Raw genomic sequence first — 20,764 nt, forward strand, 5'->3', positions numbered from 1 at the left:
TCGGCCGGAGGAGACGTCCTGTCAAAGCTTTGGATCAACCATCTACCACAAAAACCTGCTCGAATTATACGCAAATTTTGGATAAAGTCGGCCAGTCGCTGGCCCAGCAGTGACTTTTGTCTATTCGCTATTTTATTATCCCGAGCCAGCATCGATTACACTTCGGTTTTAAATGTCGGTACCTTTAGGTTCAACCTCACTGCAGAATAGATGCCGCAGCTATAGTGTTGAAGATCTCATTGCGGATGCCTCCTTTGCTGCGGCTCTGCGCGAATCCGCATCCGAGTTACTGGCAATTCATCGCAGAGCTCCCAGAATAGTGCGTTATGTGGCCGATCTGCAGAAGTGGCTGCTCAGCCAGGCGGCATTAGCGTTGCATTTTGAGCGGAAACTCAACCCGTCCTGCCCCCCTTTGACCGCTTCCAACCTCGCAAAGTTTCTCGTTGAGAACCACATCGCCAGCCACAACACCGTCGTCTCACATATGAAGGAGATGGCGTATTACAAATTATTCGAGCCGGTGGAGACGACGGATCGGCGCGCCAAACCGTTACAAGCGAGCGCCTATGTTGAAGCCTTGATCCGGCAATGGTTCGAGGGGCACCTTCGTTCGCTCGACGGCATGGATGCGGGAGATCGCTGTCGGTGGTCGGAAGCGGATGAGACAATTCTGTATCGCGCTCAGCCGCGTATTGCACGTCGACTGTTTAACCATCCGGATTGGTACAGCCCGCCCGAAAGCATTGCGCTGTTCGTGAGGTCCGAATCCGGAAGCAACATACTGCACGACCTCATGTCGCGTGTGCCACTGGCACCGGTCGTAGGTGAACGAACCTGGGTGGGCGATGTCTCCGCTCAATTGACCGCAGCCGAATATGTCATTTCCCGCAGTCATGCCAGCAGATTGCTGGCGGCCGCGCGAACTCAAGGATTGCTGGGATGGCAGGCTACCCAAATGAGCGGAGATTGCTGGATTTCCGCGCGATTCGTCCTCGACTACAGACGCTGGCAGGCCACGAAATTCTCGGTTATCTCCGAGGTTTTGGCGAGTATCGAGTAGATGCGTGCCTGTGATCGCGCCGGCGAATGTATTTCAAGAACGGCACAGATAGTCTCGGCCGCCCTGCCCGGACCTACACGCTTTATGTGAAATGCTAGGGTTCCCGGGTGGCTGAGGTTAAGCCGCGATCAGGTTCCGAACGCCGCGGACGGCGACAGCCGCAGCGGCGTGTCGTCGATGTCCATGAAATCGCCTCGTTAAGGTGGATAAGTTTTGTAGAAGATTGCAAATCTCCGCAGCCGGAGTCATTCATGCGGGCGCCGATCGAGCGGCAAGCCCTGCTCAAGCAGCTGCGAATATTCTGCCCAGAACCACGATGCCTGCCGAAGGAGAAAAGCGAATGCGTGTCTTGGTTCTGACTGTTGTTCGTCTCGGACCTGCTTTGGTCTATGCCATCGGCGCAATATTTGCCGCCAGCATGCTACTGCTGGCGATGTATCCATCTCGCCCGTTTGCTTGGGCGCTTTACCTGACTTTGCTGCCGGTGTTGCGCCTACCCCTTATGTTACTTAGCGTGGCGGGGCTGGGAGCGTGGGAGCTTCTCGCGGCGTTTGCATCGATGGCGATTTTCGGCGTCTATCTTTCTTTTCATCCGAAACGGTTTCTTAGGGCACGCTTCGTTCATGCTCATATTGCGCTGATCGGTTTGGTGCTTGCCAATGCGGCTGCAAGCGCAGCTGAAGCAGGTCGCAGTGGGACGTCACTCCCCGGTTACGTCGACTGGTCACTGCCGTTGCCTACCGCACTCCTCGGAACCGCGTTGATCATCCTGGCCGCCCTCGCGTGCCTTTCTACTCATGCCGAAATCATCCGAGGCATCCGGATCCGGGCCTGCATTGATCGGCTGCTGGAGCATCGCGTGTCCTTGCATCGACGGACGCCGGTGTAAGTCACATCCCCAATAGTTGGTATTTACCGATTTAATCAGTTGCGGTTGCCATTTCTCGCAACCGTGCGAAGATGCGTTCAAATAACGCGGGGATACCAATGAGCAATCGACACTTGATTATTGCAGACATTATCGGCCGTATTGGAATCTGCTCCTATTCAATACTAGGTGTGTGGACGAAGATCGCACGGATGATGGCGACCGGCGACTATCCGTCCAGGGGTGTCGTATTCCTAATAGCTGAGATCGCTGCGATCTTATTTATCGGCATGATGTGTGTCGTGACCCTAACGAGAATGCCCCAAGTGCGGTCTGCGCGCGGCGTTGAACCATACCTGACGGCGATGGCAGGCACCTTCCTCTTCCTGCTGATCGCCTTCCTGCCGCCGCCAATGGTATTGCCAGATACTGTGCGTCTTGCCGCAACGGTTTTGATGATCACTGGCTGCCTTTCATCGGCATATATGCTTGCGATCCTCGGCCGCAGTTTCAGCATAGCACCGGGTGCAAGAGCTCTGGTCACAACGGGGCCATATTCCATCGTCCGCCACCCGCTCTATCTGACCGAGGAGATATTCGTTATCGGGATGATCCTGTTCAGCTTTTCTCCGTGGACGGTATTTCTCGGAATCGTGCATTGGTGCCTGCAACTTCGCCGGATGATTAACGAAGAGACGGTTCTCCGGGCGGCATTTCCAGACTACCGATCATATGCCGAGCGCGTCCCCCGGGTGGTTCCGATTCTGCCCATGCGCGGCAAACGCGCCACGACCACTGCGTGACGGCCTGTGAATGCTCTTTTCTCGCTAGGCTTGGTGATCGAGGGGTTGACGGACAATCATGATCTGGTCGCTACAGGTACTGCGTTTCATCGCCGCATTGATGGTCGTCTACCTGCATGCGGCGCTGACGGCCTACCAAGCCACCGGATCAAGCGGGATTTTCCCGCCGATGATCCAGGTTGCGGGCACCGCCGGCGTCGATATTTTCTTCGTCATTTCAGGGGTCATCATCACCCGGACAGCCCGCGGCCTGACATGGCAGCAATTCGCGTGGAAACGAATTCGTCGCATTCTCCCGATGTACTATCTCGCATCTATCCCGGCAGCATTCATCGCCGCAAAATCCGGCTTCGGCTGGCGGGAGACAATCGCGACGCTAACCCTGTGGCCGGCGTTCGATCAGATGGCAGCGCCCGTCCTGCCTGCCGCATGGACGCTCTGTTTCGAAATGCTCTTCTATGGGGCGGCGACGCTTGTCCTCCTCGACCGGCGTTACTTGCCGGCGATCCTCGGGATCTTCGCGGTGTCGCTGACGTTCCGATCGACAGCGCCGGTGTTCCAATTCCTCGGCAACCCCATCATCCTCGAATTCATGATAGGTGTCGCCTTGGTGTACGCGCCGGCAGTCAAAGGCGCGAGATGGGGCATACCGGTTGGCGCAATCGCAATTCTCGCCGTCGGCTCGCTCGGCATGGCACCCCACGGCGATACGCTGGACTTCCTGATCGGTCAGGATGCTTTGCAGCGCGTGGCAGTTTATGGCATTCCTGCCGGATTGATCGTTTTCGGCACGATGCAGATCAATGTCGGAAAGAGCGTCTGGGCATACCTCGGAGAGGCCTCCTACGCGCTCTATCTCTTTCACACAGTCCCGATTTCGGCACTGCTGACGCTGTGGATATTCTATCCCTTGCCGCCCGATATCATCATCGCGATCGGTGTCGCGGTCTCCCTGCTGTTCTGCTGGCGCATTCACGAGAAGGTCGAAAAACCGCTCCTGAGACTATTCAACCGATTGCCCCGCGGCGTAGTTACGGGGCGATCGCTGTCAGATAGGTATTAAGCGCGTTGTACAAGTCGGTGCTTCAGTATCGCTCAGCTGCGGATACCGCCGAGGGCGACCTCGATGCGCTCTTCACCCGCATCGGACGCGGCGATCCGGTCCAGCTGAATATGCAGAGCGGCACCGTCTTAGTCATCACCGGGAAGCAGCGCCGATGAGCCTCGATCTCTTCAAAACCGAGATGCGGATGAGCGCTGCCATCTCCGACTGCACCTTGTACCGTGACGAGCTGCGCCGCGTTTGGGATGCGGGCAAGCCCATCCTCGTCGTTTGCATGCTCAACCCCTCCGACGCCGATCACCGACGCAATGATCCGACGGTGCTCGTGCTCATCTGGTTTGCCAAACTCTGGGGCTATGGCGGCATCCTGATCGTCAACCTTCACGCCTGGCGCTCGCCATCCCCGAAGGAAATGATGACGGCTAAGGACTCGATCGGTCCGCGCTGCGACAACTTCATCGATCGCGCCCTTATCATTGCCCGTCACCAGAACACGCCTGTGCTGGCAGCATGGGGCAATGGTGGCGATTACCTCAGCCGTGACACGTGGTTCAAGCACCGCGCCCGCCAGCAGCTCGTCGACATCGTCTGCCTTGGCCTGACAAAAGGCGGCTTCCCCAAACACCCGATGGCGCGCGGCCAACACCGCATTCCGCGCGACCAGCGGCCGGTCATATTCCAGAGAGCGATGGAGGTCGCGTGATGAGCCGCGGACATCCGATAACCTCGACAAACGGTCGCGGGCCGACGTTTGTCGTTTGTGGAAACATGTTCGTGGAGCGATTGCCGGAAGCCCCGCTCGCATTTCACAATTGAGGGGCTGGTCAGGGCCAGTAAGCAGCGTCCTGATCGGCGCATCGCTCGGGGCGCAATTCATTCCCTAATTCACGCCGATAGATTTGAGCGGTCTTGTCGCAGTAGGTCTTGGCGTCCAGCCCGAAGGGTCTGCGGCCCATGCGGCAATGCAATCTCCAGAGCCGAAAGCCACCAATCAGAGGCGGCTTGCGAAAGGTGCGATCTTGCTGGTTTCGAAGGGCGATGACGAGAGCTAAATTCGGCATGCCGCGTGAACAAATGTGTCCGGAGATTTTCGTTCATGCATAATATCAGGACACTTAGGCTGGAAAAATCAAACAATATCAATGCTGATTATCGTGATGGTGCCCAGGGGCGGAATCGAACCACCGACACGCGGATTTTCAATCCGCTGCTCTACCAACTGAGCTACCTGGGCCAACCCGCTTCGCTACGGTGTTCTTGATGAAAGAACCGCGGGGCCTTGGTTCGCCCCGGAAGCGAGCGGGGTTATAGCATCTTGTTCGGCCATGGCAAGCGTCAAATGACTCTTTTTTGACTGTCTTGCCGGTTTTGCGGATTCATGTGGAAAAATAAGAACTTCGGAGAGGAAATCTCCTAGTTTTCCTCGTCGGGATAATCGGCCTTGGTTTCGTCGTCGGCCACCGGAATGGCATAAGAGCCGGTCAGCCAGCGGGAGAGATCGAGCTCGCGGCAGCGGTTGGAGCAGAAGGGATAATGTTCGCGGTTCGATGGTTTGCCGCATTCCGGGCAAGGGCGCGTCTTGCGCAGCGGTTCGACCTTGGCGGCGGCTTTCTTGTCTTCGGGCATGATCGGTCCGTCCTATAGCATGGCGCGCAAAAGTGTCAGCGGCTTTGCGACTGCGACATGAATAAAAACAAAGCCTTAAAGGGCGACACGGAGATCTGAGAGATCGTGACGCGCTTTAAGCATCGGCCGTCGGTCAGCCCTCCGGCCACCGGCTATGCACATCGAAGCCCTCGCCGGTCAGAAGCAGAATGGTTTCATAAAGCGGCAGGCCGACGACATTGGTGTAGGAGCCCACCATCTTCTGCACGAAAGTGCCGGCGAGACCCTGGATGCCATAAGCGCCCGCCTTGCCGCGCCACTGGCCGGAGGCAAGATAGTTCTCGATCTCGAAGCCGGACAGCCGCTTGAAGCGCACCTTGGTCTCGACGATCTTCTGGCGGATCTTGCGTTCGGGCGTCACCAGGCAAACGCCGGTATAGACGAGATGGTTGCGTCCCGAGAGGAGGTGCAGCGAGCTCAGCGCCTCGTCGGCGAATTCAGCCTTGCCGAGAATGCGCCGACCCACGGCGACCACCGTATCGGCGGAGAGGATATAGCTGCCCTTCCAGGTGATATCACCCTTGATGGCGGCAAGTGCGGCCTCGGCCTTCTCGGCCGACAGCCTTCGGGCGAGCGAACGCGGGTGCTCCGACTTCTTCGGCGTCTCGTCGATATCCATCGGCATCAGGCGCGAAGGCTCGATGCCGGCCTGGTTGAGCAGGTCGACGCGACGGGGCGAGCCCGAGGCCAGAATGAGCTTGTATTTCAGCGCCATGAAACCTCGACCATCGGCGGACGGGAGCGGGCAGACTTACTTGAAACGGTAGGTGATGCGGCCCTTGGTCAAATCGTAGGGCGTCATTTCCACAAGCACCTTGTCGCCCGCCAGAACGCGGATGCGGTTCTTGCGCATGCGGCCAGCCGTATGGGCGATGATCTCGTGTTCGTTTTCAAGCTTCACGCGAAACGTCGCATTCGGCAGAAGTTCGGTGACGATTCCCGGGAATTCGAGGACTTCTTCTTTCGGCATATAGTGGTTTTCTTCCTGTGTGTTGCAGAGGCAGCGCAGAGCGCGCCTTTAAAATTTCGGCGGAAACTACACAATCAACGCAGGTTTGTGAACCTTGTTGATCAGGCTTTCCTTTATTTGTTTTCATGCCGATTGCGCGGCAATGCCATTTCGTCTGAGCAGCCGGCTTTCGATGAGACCGGCCAGGTGGTCGCGGACCTCGCGATAGCTGTCCAATATCTGTTCGCGCGTCCCGCTGACGACCGTCGGATCCATGGTCGGCCAATAGACGACGTCGACCGCGTTCGACCGCGTCAGTTCCAGCGCCGCATGATGGGCCTGCGGCGAAAGCGTGATGATCAGATCGAAATAATCGTCCTCGAGTTCATCAAGCGTCTGCGGCTGGCGGCGCCCAAGGGAAAGCCCGATTTCCTCAAGCACGACATCGACGAAGGGATCGCGCTCGCCGGCGCGAACGCCGGCCGACCTTATATAGGTATTGGACGGCAGAATGCTACGGGCGATCGCTTCGGCCATCGGCGAGCGGATGGCGTTCAGCCCGCACATGAAGAGGATCGCGCCCGGCCTCTTCGCGTCTTCGACATCGCCGGCAAGCTCCATCGCCGTCATCCACGCCAGTAGAGCACGCAGACCAGCGTGAAAAGCCGCCGGGCGGTGTCGAAATCGACCTCTATCTTGCCGGCCAGCCTGTCTTTCAGCGTCTGCGAGCCTTCATTGTGGATGCCCCGCCGGCCCATGTCGATCGCCTCGATACGGCTTGGCGTCGCCGATCGGATCGCTTCGTAATAGCTTTCGCAGATCATGAAGTAATCCTTGACGATCCGCCGGAAGGGAGTAAGCGACAGGATGTGGGTGGCGACATCGCCGCCTTCTTCCGTCTTGATGGCGAAGACCAGCTTCGAATCGACCAGCGAGATGTTCAGCCGATAAGGGCCGCCGGAATGGCCGAGCGGCTCGAAGCTGTTCTCCTCGATCAGATCGAAGATGGCGACGGCGCGCTCATGCTCGACATCGGGCGTCGAACGGCCGATCGTATCGTCCAGGACGACGTCGCAAAGCCGGAATTCGCCCGCCGCCATCCCCTCACCTAATCGAGGTTGAGGCGGATCGCGACCGACCGCGCATGGGCATCGAGGCCTTCGGAGACCGCAAGCGCGATCGCCGCCGGGCCCAGGGTGCGCAACTCACCCGGCCCAAGGCGTAGGATCGACGTGCGCTTGACGAAATCGAGCACTGATAGACCGGAGGAAAAGCGGGCCGAACGCGCCGTCGGCAGCACATGGTTCGAACCGCCGACATAATCGCCGATGACCTCGGGCGTATGAGCGCCGACGAAGATCGCGCCGGCATTGCGGATGCCGTCGAGCAGCCGGTCGGGATCGGCGACGGCGAGCTCGAGATGTTCGGCTGCGATGCGATTGGCAAGCGGAATGGCCTGCTTCAGATCGGCAACGAGGATGACCGCGCCGAAATCCCGCCAGCTTGCCGCTGCCGTCTCGGCGCGGTTCAACGTCTTCAGCTGCCGTTCGACGGCCTGCTCCACCGCCTTGCCGAATAGGGCATCGTCGGTGATGAGGATCGCCTGGGCGCTGGCATCGTGCTCGGCCTGCGCCAAAAGGTCGGCAGCGATCCAATCGGGATTGTTGTCCTTATCGGCAATCACCAGCACCTCGGAGGGGCCGGCGATCATATCGATGCCGACGGTGCCGAAGACGTGGCGCTTGGCGGCGGCGACATAGGCATTGCCGGGGCCGGTGATCTTTGCGACCGGCGCGATCGTCTCGGTGCCATAAGCGAGAGCGGCGATCGCCTGAGCGCCGCCGACACGGTAGATCTCGGTGACGCCGGCAAGCCTGGCGGCGGCGAGCACCGCCGGATTGACGGCGCCGCCGGTGGCGGGAACGGCGATGACGATGCGGTCTACCCCGGCGACCTTGGCCGGCACCGCATTCATCAATACTGAGCTAGGATAGCTTGCGGTGCCGCCCGGAACATAGAGCCCGACCGCCTCGATCGCCGTCCAGCGCGAGCCGAGACCGACGCCCATGTCGTCCTCGTAGATATCATCCTTCGGCAGCTGACGGCGATGGTGGCTCTCGATGCGCAAGGCCGCGAGCTTCAGCGCGCCCAGCACTTCGGCAGGCACCGCCTCGATTGCGGCGTCAATCTCCTCAGGCGTGACGCGCATCGGCACGGTGGCAAAATCGATGCCGTCGAATTTCAGCGAATATTCGGCCAGCGCCACATCGCCGCGCGCCCTCACATCATCGATGATGGCGCGGGCGATGGCATTCACATCCTCGGACACTTCGCGCTTCGTCGTCAGAAAAGCGGCAAAATGCTGCTCGAAACCTTCCGATGCCTGATCCAGCCAGATTGCCAAGAGCTATATTCCTTCTCAACTCGAACCGCGATGTTCAAACTTCAGGCATCAGGCCCTTTAGGGGTGGCGGGGTTTGGAAGCCGCCTGCCATGGGCCGCCGATATCAGCCATCTGGACCTCGATACATTCGACGTCGAGCGCAATCGAGGCCGTTCCAGACAGCGCCAGCTCGATGGTGCCATCCGGCCCCTCGCCCTTCTTCTCGAAACGCAGCGCCAGCAGCGACAGCACCTCATCGCGTTTGCCGCGATCGACGCCGAGCGAACGGACGGCAAGCACGCGCTTGAACACCAGAGCGGCGCGGCGGCGCTCGAAACCCTTGCGCTTGCGCGCGGCACTTTCCCAGACGAAACGATTGGCGGCAAGCGCGAACTGGGCACCGCGCGGCGACCAGTCGATGTCGCCGACCTTGAAGACGCTATCCTGCATATGCGCAGAAATGATCGCGAGGTCCTCGTCATCAAGCGCAACAAGCTTCAGGTCGGTCATTCAGGCTCAATCCCCAGAGCAGGATGCCGAAAAGTGCGAGCAGTTTTCGGACGACATCATGCTTTTGCTGTTTAACAGGCATCGCCGGAATGGCGATGCGTCAGACAAGGGAAATAAGATGCTGCGACCGATTACGCAACCGGAATGAAGGTCTCTCTTACTCGCTGATGCGCTCGACGACGGCGCCGCAGCGGGTCAGCTTCGCTTCGAGCCGCTCGAAGCCGCGGTCGAGGTGGTAAACGCGGGAGACTGTGGTTTCGCCCTCGGCGGCGAGGCCGGCGATGACGAGCGAGACGGAGGCGCGCAAATCGGTCGCCATGACGGGGGCGCCGCGCAGGCGCTTGACACCCTCGATCTTCGCGGTCTGGCCCGAGAGCGTGATCCTGGCGCCGAGCCGGGCAAGCTCCTGCACGTGCATGAAGCGGTTTTCGAAGATCGTCTCGGTGACATGCGAGATGCCGGAGGAGCGGGTCATCAGCGCCATGAACTGTGCCTGCAGATCCGTGGGGAAGCCCGGGAAAGGATCGGTGACAATATCGACCGGCTTGATGCCGGCGCCGTTGCGCCTGATGCGCATGCCGTTATTGGTCGCGGAGATGTCAGCGCCAGTCCGGCGCAAGGTTTCCAGCGCGGTCTCGAGCAGCGCCACATCGGTATTTTCGAGCACGACGTCACCGCCGGCCATGGCGACGGCCATGGCGTAGGTGCCGGTCTCGATGCGGTCCGGCAGGACGCGATGACGCGCGCCCGACAGCGAGGTGACGCCTTCGATGGTGATGGTCGAGGTGCCGGCGCCTGATATCTTGGCGCCCATGGCGTTCAGGCAGTTGGCGAGGTCGGCGACTTCGGGTTCACGGGCGGCGTTGCCGATGACAGTAGTGCCGCGGGCAAGGGTCGCGGCCATCATCAACACATGGGTGGCCCCGACGGAGACCTTCGGGAAGGTGTAGCGCGCACCGATCAGCCCGCCGTCCGGCGCCCGGGCATTGATATAGCCGGCATCGATCTCCATGGTCGCACCGAGTGCCGTCAGGCCGTCGATGAAGAGATCGACGGGGCGCGTGCCGATGGCGCAACCGCCCGGCAGCGAAACGCGGCAATGGCCCTCACGCGCCAAGAGCGGCCCAATAACCCAGAAGGAGGCGCGCATCTTCGAGACCAGTTCGTAAGAAGCGGTGGTATCGACGATGGTGCGGCAGGTGAAATGGATCGTGCGGGCGTAGGAATCCTCCTGGCGCTCGCGGCGGCCGTTGACGGCGACATCGACGCCGTGATTGCCGAGGATGCGCATCAGAAGCTCGACGTCTGCCAAGTGCGGCACGTTTTCCAGCGTCAGCGTGTCACTGGTCAGAAGCGAGGCGATCATCAGCGGCAGTGCGGCATTCTTGGCGCCGGAAATCGGAATGATGCCATTCAGCTCATTACCGCCGACAATTCTGATACGATCCATGTGCGCTTACTTCCTGAAAGTTCTGCCTTGAAAGAAGGAGTGAGGTGTTTAGGGGATTTATGAAGAGGCTTCAATTCGCCAGGGACGGAACATTACGATTCGTCCATTTTTGCGGCGGGCAGCCCGTTAGTTTCGTCGGCCTGGCCGGAACGGCGGGCACGCACCTGCTGTTTGCGTCTGGAAAGATTTTCCCTGAGCTTTTCGGCGGCGCGCTCGCGGCGCAGTTTCGCCTGTGCCTCGATCGCCTCTTTACGGCTCTTCTGGCCGGCTTCGGTCTTGTCGTTCATGTCAACAGAATTAGCCGAATTCGCGCCGATCCAAAAGTCCCTTGCATCTCTATCCACGCGAAGTTGGATTTTGCGGCTTGCGCTTGTCGTCAAGCTGTGGCAATAGCCGCCCCGTTCCCGCAATTGAGCCGCCCGGCTCCACGCGGATCTGGTCCTGCTGCCGTAGCTCAGTGGTAGAGCACACCCTTGGTAAGGGTGAGGTCGGTGGTTCAATCCCACTCGGCAGCACCAGTTTTCTTTCAGCAGCGGACATTATTACGTCTGCGCTGGATGAGCGCTAGGGACAAGTGGGAAGCAGCACGCTACCGTGAGCGCAATCGGGAACATCAGTTTCGAGACGATAGGGCATGGATGGCGACAGGGCCCATCTGTCAAGAAGCTCGGCATTTACCCTCACAGGCACTCCATCGTAGATGTCCTCGACATACCATTGCTGTAATGCCTCTTCGCGCATCAAGCGTGCGCGAAAGGCAGCGATATCGATCGCGTGTACAAACTGACTGACGGCGGTTTGCAGATATTCCAGCTGCATTCTTGGGAGGACGTCAGAGTGTATACGCGCCAGGAAGGCCTCTTCGGCTGACATCTCTGCGCCGCCGGCGAACGCCGGCAGTGCCAGCGCCACTGAGAGAAAAGCAGCCTGAATCAAATTTCGATCGAAACCCATGTCGAGCCCCCAGCTTTCCGAACACGGTAGCGGTAGCATCGCGCTAGCGGCATACAACTTATCTGCGACTACTCAAAATTGCTCCGGTCGCGCACACCCAGGCGATCCGCGTCACTCAAGCTGGCATTCGCCTGATCAGCAACAAACGATTCACCATTGTTGACGGCAAAAATCGCGCTAGAATGCCTACCATGGCGGCGTCCGTCCTGAGAATGGGAGGCGCAGCATCCTGTTTCTGTCGACAATCTTGGAGGAGTATCGATGGCAACTGAACGATGGAACAGCCCGGTCACGGTCGGTTTCGAAGATGCCGATGCGCGAACGGTTACCGGGCCGTTCGATGCGTTGAAATGCCTAGCGGATTTCTGGCCGAGTTCGCGCGGGCTTCATTATATCAAGGCGCGCAGCACCTGCCGGGCAGCGCTCGACGGGCGCAAGAGCGTGGAGGAGGCGAGAGCCGAGTTCCTGGCGGCGGCCGAAGAGGCGAAACTGAAGCTGCACTAGCAAGGCCGTCGGCTATTGTCGATTTGATCGGCATGACGTGCCGGAACGATACATTGTCTAATTTTTGCTTAACCTTGCATCCAGCAGGCGCCGGGTTTTGGCGCAAAAGGCGTTGCGCCTGGGACAGGTGCTTCGATAGAAAACAGGCAGCCATCATGATGATGGTCAGAGGCTCGTCACCGGAAAAGCAGGCGAGCCTCGTTCGAGCAGATCGGATTTTCAGCAGTCCGCCCCGCCTTCATTTTCCACCTCGAGATAGCCTACACCGATGATCGTACCGTCCGCCGCGCGAATGAAGGACGGCAGATAGTGCGGCTCTGCCGGCTTGCACGCGGCCGTCTCGGTGTATTCGTTGAGAGCGATCTGGTCCTTCGGAAGGGCGGAATAATTCGTGCCGGTTTCGAGTGAGGCATAGGCGGAGCCGGCAAAGACACCGCAACCGATAATCAAGGTCGTTGCCCAGAGGCGAAGAAGCGACTGCATGATGGTCTCCAGCGTTTCAGGTCCGGCATTTCAACACGTGGGGGCTCACTTGGTTCCCTCAGCGCCGCAACAGGCGGCTATGCACATAGCTTCAGCCGACGATGCTTCCGCTATCTAGGCCGCCCGTCGACACCGCCGCGCCGACGCACGAAACCTTCAAGAGGGCTGCGGGCAGGCAGCCCTTGGCGAAGGAGGCTACGCCTTCCATATTCGGTTCGAAAAGAGGGATGACGACGATGAAAGTGCTTCTGCCCGCCTTTGTTGCCGCGGTTTTGCTGGCCGGCTGCTCCTCGGCTGATAGCCCGGCGCTGGAACCCATTCCCGGGAGCATCACCTATGGCGGCCAGCCGCGGACCAAGCTCACAAAATCCCCGATCGGCAGCGCCGTCTACAATCAGTTCTACAATGAGACGGGGCAGCGCGTGGAGGAAACCTATATTCTTCAGCCGGACCGCAGCTTGAAACTGGTGCGGCGCGAGGTGGGACCGGATTTTCCCGATTGAGGATCGCCGCGCCGCAGACTTGACAGCGGCTGAAATCGCGAACATTCAAGGAACATCTAATCTTCTCGCAGTGATTCTGCGGGAGCCCGACCGGACGGCTGGATGTATCTCGAAAAGCTCAATCCCCAGCAGCGCATGGCCGTCGAGCACGGCACGCTCACCGACGGCAGTCATATTGCCGGGCCGCTGCTGGTCATTGCCGGCGCCGGCTCCGGCAAGACGAACACGCTGGCGCATCGCGTCGCCCATCTGATCGTCAAGGGCGCCGATCCGCGCCGCATCCTGCTGATGACCTTCTCGCGCCGGGCGGCCGCCGAGATGGCGCGGCGCGTCGAGCGCATCTGCCGTGATGTGCTGGGTTCGAATGCCGGCATCATGGCCGATGCGCTCAACTGGTCCGGCACTTTCCACGGCATCGGCGCCCGGCTGCTGCGCGATTATGCCCAACAGATCGGCCTCGATGCCGATTTCACCATTCACGACCGCGAAGACAGCGCCGATCTGATGAACCTCATCCGGCACGATCTCGGCTTCTCAAAGACGGAAAGCCGCTTTCCGTCCAAGGGCACCTGCCTTGCCATCTATTCCCGGGCGGTGAATTCGGAAACCGCGCTCGACCAGGTGCTGCGCGACGCCTTTCCCTGGTGCGCGGCGTGGGAGCAACAGCTGCGTGAGCTTTTCGCCTGCTATGTCGAGGCGAAGCAGGCTCAGAACGTGCTCGATTACGACGACCTCCTGCTCTACTGGGCGCAGATGGTCGGCGAGAGCGTGATTGCCGAGGATATCGGCAGCCGCTTCGACCATGTGCTCGTCGATGAATATCAGGATACGAACAGGCTGCAGGCCTCGATCCTTCTGGCGCTGAAGCCCCAGGGACAGGGGCTGACCGTCGTCGGCGACGACGCGCAGTCGATCTATTCCTTCCGTGCGGCGACGGTTCGCAATATCCTCGATTTTCCCGCCGCCTTCAGCCCGGCCGCCGATATCGTCACCCTCGACCGCAATTACCGCTCGACGCAGCCGATCCTGGCGGCGGCGAATGCCGTCATCGATCTCGCCTCCGAGCGCTTCACCAAGAATCTCTGGACCGAGCGGCAATCGGCGGAGCGGCCGCGCCTGGTTTCTGTGCGGGACGAGGCCGAGCAGGCGCGTTATGTCGCCGACAAGGTGCTCGACAATCGCGAGGAAGGCCTGAAGCTCAAGCAGCAGGCCGTGCTCTTCCGCGCCGCCCACCACAGCGGGCCGCTGGAGGTCGAGCTGACCCGCCGCAACATTCCCTTCGTCAAGTTCGGCGGGTTGAAGTTTCTCGACAGCGCGCATGTGAAGGACATGCTGGCCGCGCTTCGCTTTTCGCACAATCCGCGCGACCGGGTGGCGGGCTTCCGGCTGATGCAGATCCTGCCGGGCGTCGGGCCGTCGACGGCGCAGAAGGCGCTCGATCTGATGGCCGAGGATGCGAGCCCGTTGTCTGCTCTGGCGTCTATGCCAGCGCCGCCACGCTCCGGCGAGGACTGGACCGCCTTCGTTTCGATGCTGCAGGAGCTGAAATCCGGCAAGGCCGGCTGGCCGGCGGAAATCGAGCTGGCGCGGCAATGGTATGCGCCGCATCTGGAGCGGCTGCACGAGGACGCTTCGACACGGCAGGCCGATCTGTTGCAGTTGGAGCAGATCGCCGGGGGTTATGCCTCCCGCGAACGTTTCCTCACCGAGCTCACGCTCGATCCGCCGGATGCGACCAGCGATCAAGCCGGCGTGCCGCTTCTCGACGAGGACTATCTCATCCTGTCGACCATCCATTCCGCCAAGGGCCAGGAATGGACGAAAGTCTTCATGCTGAACGTCGTCGACGGCTGCATTCCGAGCGATCTTGCGGTCGGCACCACCGCCGAGATCGAGGAGGAGCGCCGGCTGCTCTACGTGGCGATGACGCGCGCCCGCGATGGTCTCGACCTCGTCGTGCCGCAACGCTTCTTCACCTATGGGCAGAACGCCCAGGGCGACCGGCACGTCTATGCCTCGCGCAGCCGCTTCATTCCCGCGACACTGCTGCAGTTTTTCGAAGCCTGCAGCTGGCCGCAGGTGAAGTCGGAAGCCGCCGCTCAGGCGCAAGCGCGCCAGGTGCGCATCGACGTCGGCGCCCGCATGCGCGGCATGTGGCGATAGATCGCGTTGCATAGATTGGCTCTATGCAACGCTCTTTGGTTCGGCGCTCAATAGTCCCAGAAGACCGGCACCCAACGGAAGGCTTCGCCGTCCACCGCCACCCGGCCGACGGACGGGAACGGCAGGTGCGTGGCCACCAGCTGTTCACCGGTCGCCGCCAGCTCTTGCAAAAGATCGCGGCGGACACGAGCCGCTTCTTCGGGATCATGTTCGAAACCATTGTACCAGTCGGGGTGCTCGAACCCGACCGCAAAGATGGCGTCGCCTGCGAATGTCAACCGGTCGCCGCCGGACGCCAGGCGGACCACGCTATGTCCGGGAGTATGGCCGCCGGTGCGTTGGGCCACCACACCAGGCGCCACCTCGGATTGCTCGTCGAACAGCGTCAGATGGCTGCCATACTCGCTCAGGAAACGTTTTGCCGTCGCACGGAGCGCGTCAGGGAAGCCGGGCGGCATGGATACGTGGCTGAAATCGGGCGCTTCCCAGAACTTCGCCTCGGCAGCCGCCACGTGAATCCTGAGGTCTGGGCGCAGTCGGTCCTTGACCCCTTCGACCAGCAGCCCGCCGATGTGGTCCATGTGCAGGTGCGTCAGCACCACGTCGGTCACGGATGCCAGATCGATGCCGGCGCCTTCCAGTCGCTTGATCAACTGACCCGCGCGCGGCAAGTTCAAGTCCGGATCCAGCCCCAAGCCTGCGTCGATGAGGATGGTCTGGCCGCCGCTGCGCACCAGGACCACGTTCAGCGCCCAGTCGAAAGCGTCCCGCGGCAGGAACATATCATCCAGCCAGACCGCCCGGTCGGCCGCGTCGGCGTTATGTCCCAGCATCGCGGTTGGAAGCGGCAGCACACCATCGCTGATGATCAGCACTTCGATTTCGCCGATCCGTACCGCGTAGCGCGACGGAACCAATTCTTCATGTTTCGGACTGCCAGGCTCCTGCTGACCAGTCGTTCGGGTTCTTGCTTCTGCCTGCGACATGATGCGCTCCTGTTTTGATCGAGAGATGTCCGTATGGGTCACGTCGCGGACACTATGCCGAAGCGTATCTGGCGGTCGATCGGGTCAAGGGAGAGAGAAAGCTAGGCTTTAGGACAGGGCGGCCTATGGTTTCGGCGTGTCGCGCCGGAGATTTGGTATTGAAGAGACTGGCAACAGGAAGCAAAAGGCTCTCACCCGCCGCACGGTGCCGCGCATTCGGCATTCAGAGGATGACAGCGTCAGAGTGAAAGCGGCGGGTCGGCCGGTTCCAAGAAACGTTCGACCGTTTCCGTCTTCACGGCCTCGATTGATGCCGGTGACCATTTTGGATTGCGGTCCTTGTCGATGACAGCGGCGCGGATGCCTTCGAAGAAATCGGGATTATCCAGCATCTGCAGGCAGGCGCCGAGTTCGCGGCGAAGACATTCGGCGAGCGAAGCGCTGCGCCGGCCGGCCCTCAGCAGCCGCAGAGCGAGTTTCAGGCTGGTCGGCGACCTGCTGAGCAGCACCCGGCGCGTCTCGGCGGCAAACTCGCCCTCTTCCTTGGCGAGAGCCCCGAGGATTTCCTCGACGCTGTCGAAGGAAAATGTGTGGTCGATCATATCGGCGTTCTGCCGCAAGCGGCTTTCCCCCAGTGGCTCGGAAAATCCCTGCAGCAGGGCATCGACTTCAGTCGACGCGCTGGCGCGCGGCAGGTCGCAAAGAGCATCGATCACCGCGTCGAGCCGCGACGAAGCGATCTGAACATCGGCAAGACCGGCATAGATCGCATCCGCAGCACCAATGTCGAGTCCGGTCAGGCCGAGCCATGTTCCGGCTTCGCCGGGTGCCTTGGGCAGCAGCCATGTGGCGCCGACATCGGGGACATAGCCGATTCCGGTTTCGGGCATGGCAAGCCGCGTACGCTCGGTCACGATGCGATGGCGGCCATGTGAGGACAGACCGACGCCGCCGCCCATGGTAATGCCGTCCATCAGCGCGACATAGGGTTTGGGATAGACGGCAATCTTATGGTTGAGGCGGAATTCCTCGCGCCAGAAGGTTCCGGCGAGATCATCACCGGCGCGGGCGCTTTCGTGCAAGGCACGGATATCACCGCCGGCACAGAAGCCGCGTTCGCCTTCGCCGGTGATTACGACGCTTGCCACATCGGATTCGGAGGCAAAGTCATGAAGGGCCTCCGTGAGCGCGCGGATCATCGGCAGCGTCAGACTGTTCAGCGCCCGCGGCCGGTTGAGCCGGATGATGCCGGCAGTGCCCCGCCGTTCGATGATCACTTCGCCGTGCTGCATGGTTCACCTCATCTGCTGCACCATGCATAGACGAGGATGCGCCATCGCTCCAGAGCATTTCCGGCCCGGCACCGATCGATTGCTCAGCCCGACAGGGACCCCCGGGCTGATGCCGCGGCTTCGCAGCGGCTCGCATAGACACCTCTCAGAAGGAGGCGGCGGCAAGTGCCCGGTGGATGCTGTGCAGGTCGTCGACGTTTCTGTTTGACAGGAAGAGCTCCCACTCGAGCGAGCTCTGGACGATGGTCTCAAGCGAGTCGTATCGGGGCTTCCAGTCGAGCACCTGCCGGGCGAGCGAAGCGTCGGCGACGACGCTTGCCGAATCGCCGGCTCGCCGCGGCGCCATGTGGATCTTGAAGGAATGCCCGTGCAGGCGGGTGACCATGTTCAGGACGTCGAGCACGGAATAGCCGCTGCCATAACCGCAATTGGCGACGAGCGGGCCCTTGTCTCTGCGCAGGTGCTGCAGCGCTTTCAGATGCGCATCGGCGAGATCGCTGACATGGATGTAGTCGCGCACGCCGGTGCCGTCATGGGTGGGATAGTCGATGCCGTAGACATGGACGCTGTCGCGCTTGCCGAGCGCTGCCTCGCAGGCAACCTTGATGAGGTGCGTGGCGCCCGAGGTCGACTGGCCGGCACGGTGGTGCGGGTCAGCGCCGGCGACGTTAAAGTAGCGAAGCGCGACATAGTTGAAATCATAGGCGGCGGCGGCATCACGCAGCATGATTTCGGTCATCAGCTTCGACTGACCGTACGGATTTTCCGGGTTGAGGGGAGCCGTCTCCTTCACCGGCAGATCGCTCTGCTGCTGGCCGTAAACGGCGGCCGTCGAGGAGAAGACGAAGTTGCGGATGCCGGCCCTGATCGAGGCGGAAAGAAGCGCACGGGTCCTGCCGGAATTGTTGTCGTAATAAGAGAGCGGATCGGCGACAGACACCGGCACGACGGCGGAGCCGGCGAAATGGATGATCGCCTCGATGTCGTTTTCGATGAAGATCTTCTTCAGGATGTCGGGGTCGGCGACGTCGCCGAGATAAAAACGCGCCTCCGGCGCCACCGCCCAGCGGAAGCCGGTGGAGAGACAGTCGAGCACGACCACATCCTCGCCGGCATCGATGAGCGCCCAAACCATGTGACTGCCGATATATCCGGCGCCGCCCGTCACCAAAACCGCCATGCCCCACACCCCGCTTCAATTTATAAGCAGGGGCATCAGGCGCCGGTTTTCTTTCCAATTTTGTTATCACGGCGCCGTTGTTCGGCTTTTGAACGGGTATGTTTAGAGTCGTGGTTAGAGGCCGATTTCGCTCTTCGCTACAGTTTTATCGATCGGCCGATTCCGGCACGAAATCGTCCCGCACGGTGTGCCCCGCGCCCTCTCAGCGCTTGACGATATAGTCGCAGAGCCGCTCGGCCGCGATCGCCACCTGGGCGGGGTCGCGCAGGAAACAGGCACGCAGGAAGAGTTCGCCGCCGGCGCCGAAGGCAGCCCCGGGAGCAAGGCCGACGCCTGTCTTGTCGACGATATCGATGGCGGCGCTGCGGCTGTCGGCAACGCCGTCGATCTTCAGGAACGCATAGATCGCGCCGTCCGGCTTCAGCGTTTCGACGCGATTGGTGGCAATCAGCGCATCGCAGAGGATATCGCGCGACCGCGCCGCCTTGGCGATGTTGGCGGCGACGAAATCATCGCCTTGATCAAGGGCTGCGACGGCGCCCTTCTGCATGAACTGCGCCACGCCTGAGGTCGAATACTGGATGAGATTTTCGAGCACCTGGCCCATTTCGGGGGGTGCCACGATCCAGCCGACGCGCCAACCCGTCATCGACCAGTTTTTCGAGAAGGAATTGACGAAGACGATCTTGTCGTCCGGCTCCATCACGTCGAGGAACGAGGCGGCACGGCCGCCGGCGAAGTAATAGCGCGCGTAGATTTCATCCGCCATGATCCACAGATCATGCTTGCGGGCGAGCGCCAGGATATCGCCGAGATCTTTCTTCGTGGCGGTCCAACCCGTCGGGTTGGAAGGGGTGTTGATGAAGATGCCTCTGGTCCCGGATGTGATGGCGGCTTCGACACGCCCGAGATCGACCGTCCATTTGCCGCCTTCGAACTGCAGCGGGACGCCGACGGAGCGGGCACCTGCTATTTCGAGGGCTGCGGCAATATTCGGCCAGGCGGGGGTGAGATAAACGAATTCGTCGCCAGGCGAAGTCAGCGCCTGCACGCAGATCTGGATCGCCTGCATGCCGGAGCCGGTGACATAGAAATGCTCGGCCGGAAGACGGACGGCGAAATGCCTGTCGTAATAATCCGACAGCGCCCGGCGAAGCTCCGGAATGCCGCGCTGCCAGGTATAGAAGGTCTCGCCTGATGCAAGCGCTTCCATCGCCGCCCTGCTGATGAAGTCGGGGGTCGGCAGATCGCCTTCACCGACCCAGAGCGGCAACAGGCCTTCGCGGCCGCGTGCATAATTGACGACTTCGACGATCCCGCTTTCGGGCGCCGCTATGGCGCGCGGGCTGAGGCTTTTCACAATCGACATGCATATCTCCGGTTTCCGCCTTCATAGCGGATTTGCGCCGGCAAATCCCATGATAACAAGTGATCGCATATCGATTTTCGTGATGAATGGCGGCCCGCCCGACAGCGGGCCGAAGACCGATCAGAGGGCCGGGCGTTTGGCCAGCAGATCGCGGATCTCGGTCAGCAGCTGGACGTCGGCCGGCGGCGGCGGCAATTGTTCCGGCTCCTGCTTTTCCTGACGCTCGACCTGCTGGCGCAGATAGTTCACTGCCTTGACCATCAGGAAGATAATCCAGGCAAGGATCAGGAAGTTGATGAGAACGGTGAGGAAGCTGCCATAGGCGAAGACCGCCCCTTGGGCGCGGGCGGCGGCAAGTGTCGGCGCGTTGACGGCCGACGAGAGCGGCAGGAAATAATTGGAAAAATCGAAGCCCCCGAAAATGGCGCCGACGATCGGCATGATAAGGTCGTCGACCAGCGATTTGACGATGCCGCCGAAGGCACCGCCGATGATGACGCCGACCGCAAGATCCATGACATTGCCGCGGGCGATAAAGGCCTTGAACTCATTGAGCATTGGATCCGTCTCCCTTCGATC

25 protein-coding genes and 2 tRNA genes are annotated in these 20,764 nt (G+C 60.7%); 10 read left to right on the forward strand and 17 right to left on the reverse strand.

The genetic code is table 11. From position 1 onward, the window contains the following. Positions 1-328 precede the first annotated feature (328 nt). From AC13QO_RS10755 to AC13QO_RS10780, 6 genes are all read left to right on the forward strand, one after another. Positions 329-1,060 (forward strand): hypothetical protein, encoded by a 732-nt coding sequence (locus AC13QO_RS10755; RefSeq protein WP_488540630.1) that lies wholly within the window; start codon positions 329-331, stop codon positions 1,058-1,060. Positions 1,061-1,400: 340 nt separating this feature from the next. After that, positions 1,401-1,949 carry a hypothetical protein gene (locus tag AC13QO_RS10760; protein ID WP_488540631.1) on the forward strand — a complete coding sequence of 183 codons (549 nt, stop codon included), beginning with the start codon at positions 1,401-1,403 and terminating at the stop codon, positions 1,947-1,949. 98 nt (positions 1,950-2,047) lie between these two features. Next, positions 2,048-2,731 (forward strand): methyltransferase family protein, encoded by a 684-nt coding sequence (locus AC13QO_RS10765; protein WP_488540632.1) that lies wholly within the window; start codon positions 2,048-2,050, stop codon positions 2,729-2,731. Between the two features lie 58 nt (positions 2,732-2,789). After that, complete coding sequence (locus AC13QO_RS10770) at positions 2,790-3,794, forward strand: acyltransferase family protein (RefSeq protein WP_488540633.1); 1,005 nt, start codon at positions 2,790-2,792, stop codon at positions 3,792-3,794. A gap of 5 nt (positions 3,795-3,799) precedes the next feature. Next, positions 3,800-3,952 (forward strand): hypothetical protein, encoded by a 153-nt coding sequence (locus tag AC13QO_RS10775; RefSeq protein ID WP_488540634.1) that lies wholly within the window; start codon positions 3,800-3,802, stop codon positions 3,950-3,952. Then, positions 3,949-4,497, forward strand: coding sequence for a DUF1643 domain-containing protein (locus AC13QO_RS10780; protein ID WP_488540635.1), 549 nt, complete (start codon positions 3,949-3,951; stop codon positions 4,495-4,497). Before AC13QO_RS10775 ends, AC13QO_RS10780 begins: the two co-directional genes overlap by 4 nt. Before the next feature lie 455 nt (positions 4,498-4,952). Here AC13QO_RS10780 and AC13QO_RS10785 read toward each other — a convergent pair. The 10 genes from AC13QO_RS10785 to AC13QO_RS10830 all read right to left on the reverse strand — a co-directional run bounded on the left by AC13QO_RS10785 (position 4,953) and on the right by AC13QO_RS10830 (position 11,038). Beyond that, positions 4,953-5,028, reverse strand: a tRNA-Phe gene (locus AC13QO_RS10785). Between the two features lie 179 nt (positions 5,029-5,207). Further along, on the reverse strand, positions 5,208-5,420 hold the full coding sequence (yacG, locus tag AC13QO_RS10790; protein WP_085776878.1) for a DNA gyrase inhibitor YacG: 213 nt from the start codon (positions 5,418-5,420) through the stop codon (positions 5,208-5,210). A 133-nt stretch (positions 5,421-5,553) separates the two neighbouring features. Continuing rightward, positions 5,554-6,174, reverse strand: coding sequence for a Maf-like protein (locus tag AC13QO_RS10795; RefSeq protein WP_085776877.1), 621 nt, complete (start codon positions 6,172-6,174; stop codon positions 5,554-5,556). Positions 6,175-6,210: 36 nt separating this feature from the next. After that, positions 6,211-6,429 carry a translation initiation factor IF-1 gene (gene infA, locus AC13QO_RS10800; RefSeq protein ID WP_003545338.1) on the reverse strand — a complete coding sequence of 73 codons (219 nt, stop codon included), beginning with the start codon at positions 6,427-6,429 and terminating at the stop codon, positions 6,211-6,213. A gap of 123 nt (positions 6,430-6,552) precedes the next feature. Further along, on the reverse strand, positions 6,553-7,038 hold the full coding sequence (locus AC13QO_RS10805; protein ID WP_097600272.1) for an arsenate-mycothiol transferase ArsC: 486 nt from the start codon (positions 7,036-7,038) through the stop codon (positions 6,553-6,555). Then, positions 7,035-7,508, reverse strand: coding sequence for a UPF0262 family protein (locus tag AC13QO_RS10810; RefSeq protein ID WP_085776876.1), 474 nt, complete (start codon positions 7,506-7,508; stop codon positions 7,035-7,037). Before AC13QO_RS10810 ends, AC13QO_RS10805 begins: the two co-directional genes overlap by 4 nt. Positions 7,509-7,516: 8 nt before the next feature. Beyond that, positions 7,517-8,812, reverse strand: coding sequence for a histidinol dehydrogenase (gene hisD, locus AC13QO_RS10815; protein ID WP_097600271.1), 1,296 nt, complete (start codon positions 8,810-8,812; stop codon positions 7,517-7,519). Between the two features lie 57 nt (positions 8,813-8,869). Further along, positions 8,870-9,301, reverse strand: a complete 432-nt coding sequence (locus tag AC13QO_RS10820; protein ID WP_488540636.1) for a DUF2948 family protein — start codon at positions 9,299-9,301, stop codon at positions 8,870-8,872. A 157-nt stretch (positions 9,302-9,458) separates the two neighbouring features. After that, positions 9,459-10,751 carry a UDP-N-acetylglucosamine 1-carboxyvinyltransferase gene (gene murA, locus AC13QO_RS10825; RefSeq protein WP_085776873.1) on the reverse strand — a complete coding sequence of 431 codons (1,293 nt, stop codon included), beginning with the start codon at positions 10,749-10,751 and terminating at the stop codon, positions 9,459-9,461. Between the two features lie 92 nt (positions 10,752-10,843). Continuing rightward, positions 10,844-11,038, reverse strand: coding sequence for a hypothetical protein (locus AC13QO_RS10830; protein ID WP_085776872.1), 195 nt, complete (start codon positions 11,036-11,038; stop codon positions 10,844-10,846). Between the two features lie 156 nt (positions 11,039-11,194). On the opposite strand from AC13QO_RS10830, the gene AC13QO_RS10835 reads away from it, so the two are divergent. Beyond that, positions 11,195-11,269 (forward strand) — tRNA-Thr (locus tag AC13QO_RS10835). A gap of 46 nt (positions 11,270-11,315) precedes the next feature. On the opposite strand, the gene AC13QO_RS10840 is transcribed toward AC13QO_RS10835, so the two are convergent. Then, entirely contained in the window at positions 11,316-11,705 is a 390-nt protein-coding gene (locus AC13QO_RS10840) for a hypothetical protein (protein ID WP_285193379.1), read from the reverse strand. Positions 11,706-11,966: 261 nt separating this feature from the next. Here AC13QO_RS10840 and AC13QO_RS10845 point away from each other — a divergent pair, with 261 nt between their 5' ends. Next, positions 11,967-12,209, forward strand: a complete 243-nt coding sequence (locus tag AC13QO_RS10845; RefSeq protein WP_285193378.1) for a DUF982 domain-containing protein — start codon at positions 11,967-11,969, stop codon at positions 12,207-12,209. Positions 12,210-12,428: 219 nt separating this feature from the next. Here the strand turns inward: AC13QO_RS10845 and AC13QO_RS10850 are convergent, their stop codons facing one another. Further along, a complete protein-coding gene (locus tag AC13QO_RS10850; RefSeq protein WP_285193377.1) occupies positions 12,429-12,692 on the reverse strand; it encodes a hypothetical protein in 264 nt (87 codons plus the stop codon). A 236-nt stretch (positions 12,693-12,928) separates the two neighbouring features. Here AC13QO_RS10850 and AC13QO_RS10855 point away from each other — a divergent pair, with 236 nt between their 5' ends. Together AC13QO_RS10855 and AC13QO_RS10860 are read left to right on the forward strand one after the other, a co-directional pair. Beyond that, positions 12,929-13,195, forward strand: coding sequence for a hypothetical protein (locus tag AC13QO_RS10855; RefSeq protein ID WP_285193376.1), 267 nt, complete (start codon positions 12,929-12,931; stop codon positions 13,193-13,195). 102 nt (positions 13,196-13,297) lie between these two features. Beyond that, positions 13,298-15,358, forward strand: a complete 2,061-nt coding sequence (locus tag AC13QO_RS10860) for an ATP-dependent helicase (protein ID WP_488540637.1) — start codon at positions 13,298-13,300, stop codon at positions 15,356-15,358. 47 nt (positions 15,359-15,405) lie between these two features. Here AC13QO_RS10860 and AC13QO_RS10865 read toward each other — a convergent pair whose 3' ends face one another. From AC13QO_RS10865 to mscL, 5 genes are all read right to left on the reverse strand, one after another. Then, positions 15,406-16,344: an MBL fold metallo-hydrolase gene (locus AC13QO_RS10865; RefSeq protein ID WP_085776868.1), complete on the reverse strand. Its 939-nt coding sequence runs from the start codon at positions 16,342-16,344 to the stop codon at positions 15,406-15,408. A gap of 239 nt (positions 16,345-16,583) precedes the next feature. Further along, the gene (locus tag AC13QO_RS10870) at positions 16,584-17,636 is read right to left on the reverse strand and encodes an enoyl-CoA hydratase/isomerase family protein (protein ID WP_085776867.1); all 1,053 of its coding nucleotides are present in this window, start codon (positions 17,634-17,636) and stop codon (positions 16,584-16,586) included. 145 nt (positions 17,637-17,781) lie between these two features. Further along, positions 17,782-18,816 carry a UDP-glucose 4-epimerase GalE gene (galE, locus tag AC13QO_RS10875; RefSeq protein ID WP_085776866.1) on the reverse strand — a complete coding sequence of 345 codons (1,035 nt, stop codon included), beginning with the start codon at positions 18,814-18,816 and terminating at the stop codon, positions 17,782-17,784. Positions 18,817-19,018: 202 nt separating this feature from the next. Continuing rightward, on the reverse strand, positions 19,019-20,185 hold the full coding sequence (locus AC13QO_RS10880; RefSeq protein WP_488540638.1) for a pyridoxal phosphate-dependent aminotransferase: 1,167 nt from the start codon (positions 20,183-20,185) through the stop codon (positions 19,019-19,021). Between the two features lie 120 nt (positions 20,186-20,305). Continuing rightward, positions 20,306-20,743: a large conductance mechanosensitive channel protein MscL gene (gene mscL / locus AC13QO_RS10885; RefSeq protein ID WP_183705949.1), complete on the reverse strand. Its 438-nt coding sequence runs from the start codon at positions 20,741-20,743 to the stop codon at positions 20,306-20,308. Positions 20,744-20,764: the final 21 nt, after the last annotated feature.

The sequence above is a fragment of the Rhizobium sp. CNPSo 3670 genome (assembly GCF_057784555.1).